The sequence below is a fragment of the Bacillus sp. YC2 genome, assembly GCF_019891195.1.
In the GTDB taxonomy this organism is placed as follows: domain Bacteria; phylum Bacillota; class Bacilli; order Bacillales; family Bacillaceae; genus Bacillus.
In genome coordinates this window covers 989,695-1,002,004 of record NZ_JAHXDO010000001.1, presented here as the reverse complement: position 1 = coordinate 1,002,004, position 12,310 = coordinate 989,695, and the positions used below count along the sequence as shown (strand labels likewise).

Genomic DNA, 12,310 nt, shown 5'->3' with positions numbered 1-12,310 from the left:
TTTATTTAAAACTTTGAATTAACAGGTACGTTTTGTCTTGTTTAGTTTTCAAAGAACTTTGTCTGCCGCTCTTGAAGCGACCACTTAATCATACCATTTATAGTTCACTAGGTCAACACTTTTTTTAAAAAAGTATTTTTTAGCATGCTGTCTTTTTTAAAAGACAACAAAAAGAATTATACCAGCATCCATGCCTTGTGTCAAAGTTTTTTTCAATTTCCTTATATTCAAAAAAGTGCAGCCTGTAACAGCTGCACTTTTTTATTACACTTCTTCTGTTTCTTCTGATTCTTCCGGTGTTTCTTCATTCTTTTCAACAAGCGCCACAGTGGCTACGTGTTCTTCATCGGACATGCGGATAAGGCGGACACCTTGCGTGACACGTCCTGTGACAGAGATATCATTTATATCCATTCTGATCAACACGCCGCTTGCAGTGATAATCATTAAGTCTTCTTCGCCTCTTGTAGCTTTAACGGTTACTAACGGGCCGTTGCTATCAGTGATTTTGCACGTTTTAAGGCCCTTTCCGCCGCGGCTTTGGACTCTGTAGTCAGCAGCCGGCGTACGTTTGCCATAACCGTTTTCTGTCACAATGAGGACATGAGAGTCTTCTTCAAGGATCTCCATCCCTACAACTACGTCATCATCAGTCAAGGTAATGCCTTTTACGCCTGCAGCAGTCCGTCCCATTTGTCTTACATCTTCTTCATGGAATCTGATCAGCAAACCGTTCTTAGTACCTATAATGATTTGTTTAGAGCCGTCAGTCAGGCGGACAGCCATCAGTTCGTCGTCTTCACGGAGGCCCAGAGCGATCAGGCCGTTATTCCGTATATTAGCAAACTGAGACAGAGCCGTACGTTTCGATACGCCGTGCTTTGTCGTAAAGAACAGGTACAGATCCTCATCAAACGTGCTGACTGGAATGATGGCGTTAATCCATTCGCCTTTCTCAACCTCTAACAGATTGATAATAGGGATGCCTTTTGCCGTCCGTCCGAATTCAGGGATCTCATAACCTTTTGAACGATATACTTTTCCTTTATTAGAAAAGAAAAGGATCGTGTCATGTGTTGAAGTGGAAATTAAGTGTTCCACAAAGTCGTCTTCGTTCGTGCCCATTCCCTGCACGCCTTTTCCTCCGCGTTTTTGGCTGCGGTATGTTGAGGCTGGGAGGCGTTTAACGTAACCGTTATGAGTGAGCGTGATGACGACGTTTTCTCTTTCGATGAGATCCTCGTCTTCAATCGTTTCAAGACCGGACGTAACGATTTCCGTGCGTCTCTCATCATTGAACCGTTCTTTAATTTCAGTGAGCTCTTCGCGTATGATTTCGAGCACTTTTTCTTCATTGGCTAAAATGTCTTTAAGCTCGGCAATTAATGAAACGAGTGATTGATATTCTTCCTCAATCTTTTCACGCTCCAAACCGGTTAATCTCTGCAGACGCATATCCAAGATGGCTTGCGCTTGTTTTTCAGTCAGTGAAAACTGTTCGATTAAACCGGTTCTTGCAATCTCTGCCGTTTGAGAACTACGGATAAGAGAAATCACTGCGTCTAAATGATCGAGAGCGATTCTTAAACCTTCTAATATGTGGGCTCTCGCTTCCGCTTTACGAAGTTCGTAAGCTGTTCTGCGTCTGATGACAACTTTCTGGTGATCAAGGTAATGCTCAAGGCATTGTTTCAGGCTCAGTACTTTCGGCTGCCCGTCAACAAGCGCCAGCAGATTGATCCCGAAAGATGTTTGCAGGGCCGTTTGCTTATACAGGTTATTTAAGATGACGTGCGCATTCGCATCACGGCGGATTTCGATGACGATTCTCATCCCGTTACGGTCGGATTCGTCACGCAGATCTGTGATTCCTTCGATTTTTTTATCTCGGACAAGATCTGCGATTTTTTCGATTAATCTTGCTTTATTTACCTGATAAGGAAGTTCCGTGACGATGATTCTTTCTTTGCCAGAAGAGGTCTGTTCAATTTCAGCCTTTGCCCGGATGGTGATAGATCCCCGTCCCGATTCATATGCCTTGCGGATTCCGCTCCGGCCCAAGATCTGGCCGGCTGTCGGGAAATCAGGCCCAGGGATGAATTCCATCAGCTCCTGGTTTGTAATATCAGGGTTTTCGCTTACGGCAAGCACTCCGTCAATGACTTCGCCCAGCTGGTGAGGCGGAATGTTTGTCGCCATTCCGACCGCGATGCCGGCAGCCCCGTTTACGAGCAGATTCGGAAATCTCGAAGGCATGACGACAGGCTCTCTTTCTGCGCCGTCATAGTTATCTTGATAATCAATCGTGTCTTTCGTAATGTCCCGGAGGATTTCCATTGCGATTTTTGACATTCTCGCTTCTGTATAACGCATCGCAGCCGCTGAATCGCCGTCTACCGAACCGAAGTTGCCGTGTCCGTCGACAAGCATGTAGCGATAGTTAAAATCCTGCGCCATTCTGACCATTGACTCGTAAACCGCTGAGTCGCCGTGCGGGTGATATTTACCGATAACTTCACCGACGATACGGGCGGATTTTTTATACGGCTTGTCACTGGTCATGCCTAAATCATTCATCGCGTATAAAATCCGTCTGTGGACCGGCTTCAGGCCGTCACGCACATCCGGAAGCGCCCGGGAGACGATAACGCTCATTGCATAGTCCAGGAAGGATGTCCGCATTTCCTGGCTGATATTGACTTCACGTACTTGTGGTGTGTTTTGTTCACTCATTAAAAAAACCTCCCTGAAGTATCACATGAAATAATGTGGGAGTAGATTGTCCATTATGATCTTCAATACGATTTCACTATTCTCCATTATATCAATAAACTTGTGTTTATACACATTAATTTACTAGAATGTACGGGTTTTGCGGGTTTTCTCAGACTGTTCGGAGCCACTTTGAGAAAAAAGCCTTATTTCTTAACGAAAATAAGGCTTTCATAGTTAAATATCAAGGTTTTTCACGTATCTGGCATTTGCTTCTATGAAGTTTCTGCGCGGTTCTACTTTGTCACCCATCAGCATTTCAAACGTTTCGTCGGCGTCCATCGCATCTTCAAGATTGACTTGTAAAAGCGTTCTTGTCGACGGGTCCATTGTCGTTTCCCAAAGCTGAGTGGCGTTCATTTCTCCAAGACCTTTATAACGCTGCAGGCCTGGCTTAGGTGATTGAGGAAGCTCCTTCAACAGTTCGTCAAGCTGCTTATCGTTATAAGCGTATTCCACCCGTTTTCCCTGCTGCACTTTATAAAGCGGCGGCTGAGCAATGTATACATAGCCGTTTTCGATAATTTCACGCATGTATCTGTAAAAGAACGTCAATAAAAGCGTTCTGATATGCGCGCCGTCTACATCGGCATCCGTCATGATGACAACTTTATGATAACGCGCTTTTTCGAGATTAAAGTCTTCTCCAATTCCTGTACCGAGCGCCGTAATCATGGATCTGACCTCATTATTGGAGAGAATCTTATCAAGTCTGGCCTTTTCAACGTTCAGAATCTTACCCCGAAGCGGCAAAATGGCTTGGAAATGACGGTCACGCCCCTGTTTCGCTGATCCTCCCGCAGAGTCACCCTCTACGATATACAGCTCTGAGATACTCGGATCTTTTGAGGAACAGTCTGCAAGCTTACCCGGCAGATTAGAAATCTCAAGGGCGCTTTTCCGGCGCGTTAATTCGCGGGCTTTTTTCGCAGCCATCCGCGCTCTCGCAGCCATTAAACCTTTTTCAACGATTTTGCGGGCTGAGTCCGGATTTTCCAGAAGGAACGTTTCCAGCGCTGAAGAAAACAGCGTATCAGTAATCGTTCTCGCTTCCGAGTTGCCGAGCTTCGTTTTCGTTTGGCCTTCGAACTGAGGATCAGGGTGCTTGATCGAAATAATGGCTGTTAACCCTTCTCTCACATCATCCCCGCTTAAATTCGGATCGCTTTCTTTGAAAATCCCTTTTCTTCTTGCATAGTCGTTAATCACACGGGTTAAACCGGTTTTAAAGCCGGCTTCGTGTGTTCCGCCTTCGTATGTGTTGATATTGTTTGCGAAAGAATAAATGTTGCTTGTGTAGCTGTCGTTGTATTGTAATGCGACTTCAACCGTAATTCCGTCTTTTTCGCCTTCAATATAGATCGGCTCTTCATGAATGACTTCTTTTGAACGGTTCAAGTATTCAACGTAGCTTTTAATACCGCCTTCGTAATGGTACTCGTTTTTGCGCTCTTGTCCTTCACGTTTATCTTCTATCGTGATGTTTACGCCTTTTGTCAGAAAGGCTAATTCACGAACACGATTAGAAAGCAGATCATAGTCATACTCTATTGTTTCTTTAAAGATTTCCGGATCGGGAACGAAATGTGTAATCGTTCCGGTCTTGTCTGTATCGCCGATCTCTTCAAGATCAGCCACCGGTACACCGCGTTCGTACACTTGATAATGGATTTTTCCGTCGCGATGAACCGTGACGTCCAAAGTGGTCGACAGGGCATTTACGACAGAGGCCCCTACACCGTGAAGACCGCCGGATACTTTATATCCGCTTCCGTCGAATTTTCCGCCGGCATGGAGAACGGTCATAATGACTTCAACCGCGGGACGGCCCATCTTCTCTTGAATACCGACCGGAATTCCGCGCCCGTTATCCTTTACGGTAATGCTGTTATCCTTTTCAATCTCGATGTTGATATCTGTACAGTAACCGGCCAGGGCTTCGTCAATACTGTTATCGACGATTTCCCACACCAAATGGTGAAGGCCTTTGCTGTTAGTTGATCCGATGTACATCCCCGGTCTCTTACGAACAGCTTCCAATCCTTCTAATACCTGTATCTGATTTTCATCATAACTATTTTGCTGCTGTTCCATAGCCATGCACATTCACCTACACTTTTCTAAACGATATATTCATTTTAAAGATCCGCTAAGAATCTATTTCTAACATAAATTGCGCACGTTTCTTTAATGTGCCGGAAGATAAGGGAGAGTAATATATATTCTCAGTCGTGACTACGATAGACTTTGGCGTGCCGTTTACGGACGGCACCACTTTTTGTTTCTGTCTGTTCAGAAATTCTTCAACAATCGGCGATACATTTACTTTGCAGTCAAAAATCCCGACAATATCACGTGTTGAAACGACAAAGTCGTCACCTAAATGAATATACAATCGCTCACCTCATTTCTTCACTTCACTAACGCACCGTTTTCCACACGGAACATTCCTGCTTGATGTAAGGTTTCGTGGTCAATGCCATCCACACTCGTCGTGGTGACAAATGTTTGCACACGGCCTTGGATTGTATGAAGCAAATGGGACTGGCGGTAATCATCCAGCTCGCTTAGTACGTCATCCAAAAGTAAAATGGGATATTCTCCGATTTCTTCATGAATCAAATCAATTTCGGCAAGCTTGAGAGACAAAGCCGTCGTCCGCTGCTGGCCCTGCGAACCATAAGTCTGCACATCGCGTCCGTTAACATAAAAAAGGACATCATCCCGATGCGGTCCGAACAGCGTGACACCACGTTCTATTTCTTTTTCTTTTAATTTTGAAAAAGACTCCTGGTAGCTATTACCTATTTTCGACAAATCTTCGGGATCTGATACCTCAAGCGCCGTGTGGTACTTCAGCGTCAGCTCTTCAAGCCCTCGTGAAATGCCGGAATGGATCGGCTGCGCCCATTTTTCAAGCTGCGCCGTGAATTTCAGGCGTTTGACGACAACCTTTGCGGCGGCCTCAATCAGCTGGTCGGTCAGAACATCAAGCATGGTTCTGTCAGTCTGTTTCCTGCTTTGCAGCTGCTTTAAAAAATGGTTCCGCTGCGAAAGGATTTTTTGATAAAGAGACAAATCATACAGATAAACGGCAGATACCTGCCCGATTTCCATATCAAGAAATCTCCGTCTCACCTGAGGGCTGCCCTTTACAAGGTTTAAGTCCTCGGGGGCAAACATAATGGTGTTCAGCGCGCCGACGTATTGACTGAGTTTTTGCTGCTCTATATGATTGACCTTGCCCTTTTTACCTTTTTTGGAAATGACAAGCTGCATTGGGATGTCCCCGTTTCGCTTCATCACTCTTCCTTCTATTTTAGCATAGTCTTCGTCCCACCGTATAAGTTCTTTGTCATTTGAGGTGCGATGCGATTTTGCCATCGACAAAACATAGATTGCTTCCATCAGATTTGTTTTTCCTTGGGCATTCTCTCCGATGATCACATTCACCTTGTTTTCAAATTGAAGCTCAGCGTGCTCATAATTACGGTAGGATGTTAATTCTAAATTTTGGATATACAACCGCTGTCACCCGCTTTAATTGACGACTTGAAATGAACCAAATCCTTCAATCGCGACCACGTCTCCAACATAAAGCTTTCTGCCGCGGCGATTGTCCGGTTCATTGTTGACAGTCACCTCATGCTCGCTCAGAAACCACTTCGCCATACCGCCGGACTGAATCACATCGGCTAATTTTAAAAACTGGCCAAGCGTAATCATTTCTGTATCAATCGAAATCGGATTTGCCATAATATCGACCTCTTTCAAATATCACTAATATCTAATTGTACTAAAAAATCCTGAAATAAGGAAAGGGAAAACTTGAGGGATCGTCTGATGAATAGAAAAGCTGCCGAACCCAGCCGGCAGCAAATTCTTTTAATTAATACGTTCTGACCGGAAGGATGAGCTGAACGATGGTTTCATCATTCGGCGTACGGATAAGAAACGGTCTCATCGCTCCCGTGAAGCTGATACGAATGTCCGATCCTTCAAGTACTTTCAATGCGTCCATCATATATTTTGGACTAAATGAAATATTTAATTCCTCACCATCAATCTGGTCGGCAAGGACAGCTTCGACCACTTTCCCGATTTCAGGAGAGTTGGATGAAATCTCAAGCGATTCCGTCGGTTTAGCAGAAAGTTTTACGACGTTGTTCCGGCCTTCTCTTGCCAATAAAGAAGCGCGGTCTATCGCCTGTAAAAATTCTTTTGTGTTCACGACGATTTCTGTTTTGCTTTCCTGCGGAATCAGGCTGGTCGTGTCAGGATAGTTTCCGTCAAGCAATCGAGAGAAGAACAATACGTTTTTCGCTTTGAACAGAACTTGCGTTTCTGTAATGACGATATCGACCAGCTCTTGATTGTCATCGAGGATTTTGCTCAGTTCAGTTAAGCTTTTTCCCGGAATTACAACGTTATATGAGCTGTCTTCTGAAATATCGAGCTTCGCTTTTCTTAAAGCGAGGCGGTGGCTATCCGTCGCAGTGCATAATAATTCACCGTTCTCTACTTTCCAGTTTACACCTGTCAAGATAGGGCGTGTTTCTGAGGTGGACACAGCGAACACGGTTTGGCGAATTAAATTTTTCAAAAGATCCGTCGGAATTTGAATGGCATGATGTTCTTCAATCTGCGGAAGATGAGGATATTCATCTGCATCAAGACCGTTCAGGTTAAATTCGGCTTTTCCGGAGCGGATAATCGTTAAATATTGATTTTGGACTTCAATTTCTACAGTTGCCATCGGCAGCTTTTTAACGATTTCACTGAAGAAGCGCGCTTGCAGCACAATGCTTCCCGGCTGATCAATCGTGACGATTTCTTTATCTTCTTCTTCTTTTGGGATGAAGGACTCAATCGAAATGTCAGAGTCGCTTCCTGTAAAAGAAACTCCTTCATCCGAAGCTACGATTTTGATACCGGTCAGAATAGGGATTGTTGTTCTGGATGAAACGGCTTTTAGAACGTCTTGGACACTTTCAACTAAACGATCTTTTTGAATCGTGAATTTCATTTTTATCCTCCTAACGGATAATTAATATAAATATATTTTAAAAATAGCAGTAGTAATAGTAGGGCCTGTGGATTTGTGGATAAGTTATGAAAAAGACAGGAAACACAGCCTATCCACATGTGGACAGACTGTGCATGACTATTGAAAAGTTATTCACACTTTCCCGGGTTCATCCGAGGGCTCTATTATTTAAGCTGTTCTTTTATTTCTTTCACATGCTGCTGAAGCTGTTCGTCATCAATCAGCAGTTTTGAAATCTTTTCATGAGCGTGAATGACGGTTGTATGGTCTCTTCCGCCAAATTCTTCACCGATTTTAGGCAAAGAGGAGTCCGTCATTTCTCTGGACAGATACATGGCGATTTGTCTTGGATACGCAACGGATTTTGTCCGTTTTTTCGCTTTGAAATCCTCAAGCTTAATGTTGAACTGCTGGCCTACAATCCGCTGAATTTCTTTTATGGTAATGACCTTCGGCTTTGAAGACGGAATGATATCTTTTAACGCTTCTGCAGCCAGGTCGGCATTAATGTCTTTATTAATTAAGGATGAATAGGCCACAACCCGTATTAATGCCCCTTCCAGCTCCCTGATATTGCTGTCAATCTGATTCGCGATGTAAAGCATGACCTCGTTCGGAATATCCAGGCCTTCCGCTTTCGCTTTTTTTCTCAGGATGGCAATCCTTGTTTCCAGATCAGGCGGCGTGATATCTGTAATCAGCCCCCATTCGAAACGCGAACGCAGCCGGTCTTCAAGAGTCGGAATCTCTTTTGGCGGCCTGTCACTGGAGATAACGATTTGTTTGCTTTCTTCATGAAGCGTGTTGAAGGTATGGAAAAACTCTTCCTGTGTTTGTTCTTTTCCGGCTAAAAATTGAATATCATCTATCAAAAGTACATCAACATTGCGATAGCGGTTGCGGAAATCAACGGCTTTATTGTCGCGGATCGAGTTGATGAATTCATTTGTGAATTTTTCGGAAGACAGGTACACCACTTTGGCTGAAGGATTATGATCTATGACATAATGGCCGATTGCGTGCATTAAGTGGGTTTTTCCTAAGCCGACTCCCCCGTATATAAACAACGGGTTGTACGCTTTTGCGGGTGCTTCCGCTACAGCCAGTGACGCCGCATGGGCGAATCGGTTTCCCGATCCGATGACAAACGTGTCGAATGTATATTTCGGGTTGAGCATGCTTTGGGGAAAATCAGACGGTTCCTCTTTTGCCGCCTTTTTCACTTGAGGTTTCGGCATAAAGTCTTCCGCATCCTGATTTTGAGGGATGACAAACTTAATACTCAGTTCTTCCCCGGTTAATTCATATATAGTATCTGCAATGAGATGTAAGTATCTGGACTCCAGCCAGTCTCTGGCAAATTCATTAGGAGCGGTGATCGTTAAGGTATCCCCGTGCAGTGAATGGGCTTTTGTTGATTTCATCCAAGTTTCGAAGCTCGGTTTGCTTAACTTTTTCTCTATTTGAGCTAAAGCTTGATTCCAAAGATCCAATATATTCTCCATTATCCGGCACAGCCCTCCTTTTCTTTAAAAATCAGCGTCTCTTTGTCTGTTATAGAACACAAAAAAAGAGCGTATGGCTCTGACCATTTGTACACATAAAATGTTGAAAACATATAGTATAGTAGAAAAATAGCTTTTCGACAAATTCCACAACTTGTGGACAACATTCTACACAAGCTGTGTGAAAACAATCCACAACTTATCCACACTTTGTGGATAAAGAGAATAGACAGGATAAGTAATTAAGAGTTAAAACACAAATATAATATCAAATTAAGCGAGGACTTGCAATGGTTCTCATGATCTTATCCACAAACCTGACAACTTGTTGAAAAATCGTTGTCCACAGGAGTTAGCAGTGTGAAAATGTTGTCGATAACGATTGTGGATATTAAAAAATGCTTAAAAAGATATCCACATCCTGCTTTTTCATGGGGCTGAGCGGTTTTTTTTTGCGTTAAAAAAAGGAATATGAAAAATAAGGTTTCTAAACTGGTGAAGGTATGTTATCCTATTATGGTTGTAAGAAATAAAAGCACTGCTGAAGTTGACAATGAATAGGCAACACAAATATAATAAGTAAGACTGTCTTTAACAGCTATTCCTCGAGGGAGGTGTCATAAATGAAAAGAACATTCCAACCGAATAACCGTAAACGCAGTAAAGTTCATGGCTTCAGAAGCCGTATGAGTTCAAAAAACGGTCGTCTAGTATTAGCACGCCGTCGCCGCAAAGGCAGAAAAGTATTATCAGCTTAGGCCACTGAATAATGTCAGTGGTCTTTTTTCACATTAAGAGAAAAGATATGTCATGCGTCGCCCGGTACTGGAGAAATTGCTTCAGTATTCCGGCGGCCCGTTTTTTTTAGATAGAAATAAAAGTTTCTGCGAGTAAATATCGGAGTGAATCAGAGTGAAGAAGCGAAATCGGTTAAAGAAAAATGAAGATTTTCAAAAAGTGTTTAAACGCGGGACGTCTATGGCAAACCGCCAGTTCGTGCTGTATACGCTTGATCAGCCGCAGCAAAAAGAGCTTCGGGCAGGACTTTCTGTCAGTAAAAAAATCGGCAATGCCGTGGTGCGCAATCGGGTAAAGCGTTTAATCCGGCAGGCGATTCAGGAGGAAAGAGAGCTGCTGAAGCCGAAAGATTTTATTATTATTGCAAGAAAACCCGCCAGCGAACTCAGTTTTGAGGAAACGAAAAAAAGCCTGCAGCACTTATTTAGAAAAACCTCTTTATATAAGAAATCTTCGTCGAAATAGCTCATGTTTTGTTTTCTTCACGATTTTAAAAGCGCTTCCTTTTGATTGGCGAAAAATGACCGCCATTTTAAAACTGAAAGATGCTAAAATACATACAAGTGTTTATAAAGATTGGTATAGGAGGAAACGTTCTTGAAAAGGAGAATATGGTTACTACTGAGTATGGTCGGTATGCTCGTGCTGCTGGCTGGCTGCTCGAGTGTGAAAGAACCGATTACGGCAAACAGCCCGCATTTCTGGGACAAGTATATTGTGTACCCACTGTCGGAAGTCATTACGTATGTAGCGAAACTGACGGGAGACAACTACGGATTATCGATTATTATTGTCACTATTTTAATCCGCCTATTGATTTTGCCGCTGATGATCAAGCAGCTCCGAAGCTCTAAAGCGATGCAGGCGCTTCAGCCTGAGATGCAGAAGCTTAGAGAAAAATACAGCTCAAAAGATCAAAAAACGCAGCAAAAGCTTCAGCAGGAAACGATGGCCCTGTTTTCAAAGCATGGGGTTAACCCGCTGGCAGGCTGTTTTCCGATTCTGATCCAAATGCCGATTTTGATCGGATTTTACCACGCGATTATGCGGACGCAAGCCATTTCACAGCATAGCTTTTTGTGGTTTGATTTAGGAGAGAAAGATCCTTATTATATTCTTCCTATCGTTGCCGGTGTGGCCACATTTGTTCAGCAGAAGCTGATGATGGCCGGAAATCCTGCCCAAAACCCACAAATGGCGATGATGGTTTGGATTATGCCGATCATGATTATCGTATTTGCGATTAACTTCCCTAGTGCACTTTCTCTTTATTGGGTAGTCGGCAACCTGTTTATGATTGCCCAGACATTCCTTATTAAAGGGCCGGACATCAAAAAAGAGCCGGAAGCGCAAAAAGCGGGAGGAAAGAAAAAGTGAGGAAGGTAACTGCTGCAGGACGACATGTCGAAGAAGCAGTGCAATCAGGCCTTCAAGAACTTCAATTAACAAGAGATCAAGTAGAAATGACAGTGGTGCAAGAAGGATATAAAGGGTTTTTGGGTATTTTCGGCAAAAAGAAGGCGATCGTAGAACTGGTTGAGAAAAAATTCCCCGTTCAGGAAGCAAAAGCGTATCTGGAAGGAATTATCAAAACGATTGCCGGTCCGTCTGAGGTCGCCGTCGAAGAAAGCAAAAAAACGGTTCACTTTTACATTAAAGGTGAAAAAGCGGCATTGCTGATAGGGAAAAGAGGCCAGACTTTAAATGCCCTTGAAACGCTGACGCAGCTCGTGTTAAACCGCGGCTCCGGCCAATATCGCCAAGCCGTGGTTGATGCAGAGAATTATCGCCAAAAAAGAAAAGAAATTTTGGATCAGCTGGCTAACCGGCTGGCCAATCAGGTGTTAAAGACGAAAAAGGACGTTCATTTAGAACCGATGCCGTCAGGTGAAAGAAAGATCATCCATGACGCCCTTTCGAAGCATCCAAAAATCAAAACCTTTTCTACTGGTGAAGGCCAGTATCGCCATCTCGTTATTTCCCATAAAGATAGCAAAAAACCGAAGTCCGGGTAAAATCGGAACTTCGGTTTTTTTATTCGAAAAAATGGGCGTTTTCCTTTATAGAATCACACTTTTTGCGTTTTAGTTTTTGTTTTTTCGGTGTATGCTGTTGATAAAAAAAGTTTTAGGAAATAAAATTAATTGTTATTCACATGTGGATAAGTTAAAGTAATAAGGGATGAATT

At 43.3% G+C, this 12,310-nt stretch carries 11 protein-coding genes; 4 read left to right on the top strand and 7 right to left on the bottom strand.

Annotated features, from left to right (window positions below; translation table 11 throughout):
* Nucleotides 1-264: 264 nt before the first annotated feature.
* From gyrA to dnaA, 7 genes are all read right to left on the bottom strand, one after another.
* Nucleotides 265-2,733, bottom strand: coding sequence for a DNA gyrase subunit A (gene gyrA / locus KY305_RS04985; RefSeq protein WP_223061589.1), 2,469 nt, complete (start codon nucleotides 2,731-2,733; stop codon nucleotides 265-267).
* A gap of 216 nt (nucleotides 2,734-2,949) precedes the next feature.
* Entirely contained in the window at nucleotides 2,950-4,866 is a 1,917-nt protein-coding gene (gene gyrB / locus KY305_RS04980; RefSeq protein WP_223061643.1) for a DNA topoisomerase (ATP-hydrolyzing) subunit B, read from the bottom strand.
* Nucleotides 4,867-4,921: 55 nt separating this feature from the next.
* Nucleotides 4,922-5,167 carry an extracellular matrix regulator RemB gene (gene remB, locus KY305_RS04975; RefSeq protein ID WP_223061588.1) on the bottom strand — a complete coding sequence of 82 codons (246 nt, stop codon included), beginning with the start codon at nucleotides 5,165-5,167 and terminating at the stop codon, nucleotides 4,922-4,924.
* Between the two features lie 17 nt (nucleotides 5,168-5,184).
* Nucleotides 5,185-6,297 carry a DNA replication/repair protein RecF gene (gene recF / locus KY305_RS04970; RefSeq protein ID WP_223061587.1) on the bottom strand — a complete coding sequence of 371 codons (1,113 nt, stop codon included), beginning with the start codon at nucleotides 6,295-6,297 and terminating at the stop codon, nucleotides 5,185-5,187.
* Nucleotides 6,298-6,312: 15 nt separating this feature from the next.
* Nucleotides 6,313-6,528: a ribosome maturation protein RlbA gene (gene rlbA / locus KY305_RS04965; protein WP_004392910.1), complete on the bottom strand. Its 216-nt coding sequence runs from the start codon at nucleotides 6,526-6,528 to the stop codon at nucleotides 6,313-6,315.
* Between the two features lie 133 nt (nucleotides 6,529-6,661).
* A complete protein-coding gene (gene dnaN, locus KY305_RS04960) occupies nucleotides 6,662-7,798 on the bottom strand; it encodes a DNA polymerase III subunit beta (RefSeq protein WP_223061586.1) in 1,137 nt (378 codons plus the stop codon).
* Nucleotides 7,799-7,983: 185 nt separating this feature from the next.
* Nucleotides 7,984-9,324 (bottom strand): chromosomal replication initiator protein DnaA, encoded by a 1,341-nt coding sequence (gene dnaA / locus KY305_RS04955; protein ID WP_214800329.1) that lies wholly within the window; start codon nucleotides 9,322-9,324, stop codon nucleotides 7,984-7,986.
* A 623-nt stretch (nucleotides 9,325-9,947) separates the two neighbouring features.
* On the opposite strand from dnaA, the gene rpmH reads away from it, so the two are divergent.
* The 4 genes from rpmH to jag all read left to right on the top strand — a co-directional run bounded on the left by rpmH (nucleotide 9,948) and on the right by jag (nucleotide 12,137).
* Nucleotides 9,948-10,082: a 50S ribosomal protein L34 gene (gene rpmH / locus KY305_RS04950; RefSeq protein WP_003178075.1), complete on the top strand. Its 135-nt coding sequence runs from the start codon at nucleotides 9,948-9,950 to the stop codon at nucleotides 10,080-10,082.
* Nucleotides 10,083-10,236: 154 nt separating this feature from the next.
* Entirely contained in the window at nucleotides 10,237-10,587 is a 351-nt protein-coding gene (gene rnpA, locus KY305_RS04945) for a ribonuclease P protein component (protein WP_214800328.1), read from the top strand.
* 162 nt (nucleotides 10,588-10,749) lie between these two features.
* Nucleotides 10,750-11,499 (top strand): YidC family membrane integrase SpoIIIJ, encoded by a 750-nt coding sequence (gene spoIIIJ, locus KY305_RS04940; protein ID WP_262417603.1) that lies wholly within the window; start codon nucleotides 10,750-10,752, stop codon nucleotides 11,497-11,499.
* Complete coding sequence (gene jag / locus KY305_RS04935; protein ID WP_223061584.1) at nucleotides 11,496-12,137, top strand: RNA-binding cell elongation regulator Jag/EloR; 642 nt, start codon at nucleotides 11,496-11,498, stop codon at nucleotides 12,135-12,137. Before spoIIIJ ends, jag begins: the two co-directional genes overlap by 4 nt.
* Nucleotides 12,138-12,310 lie beyond the last annotated feature (173 nt).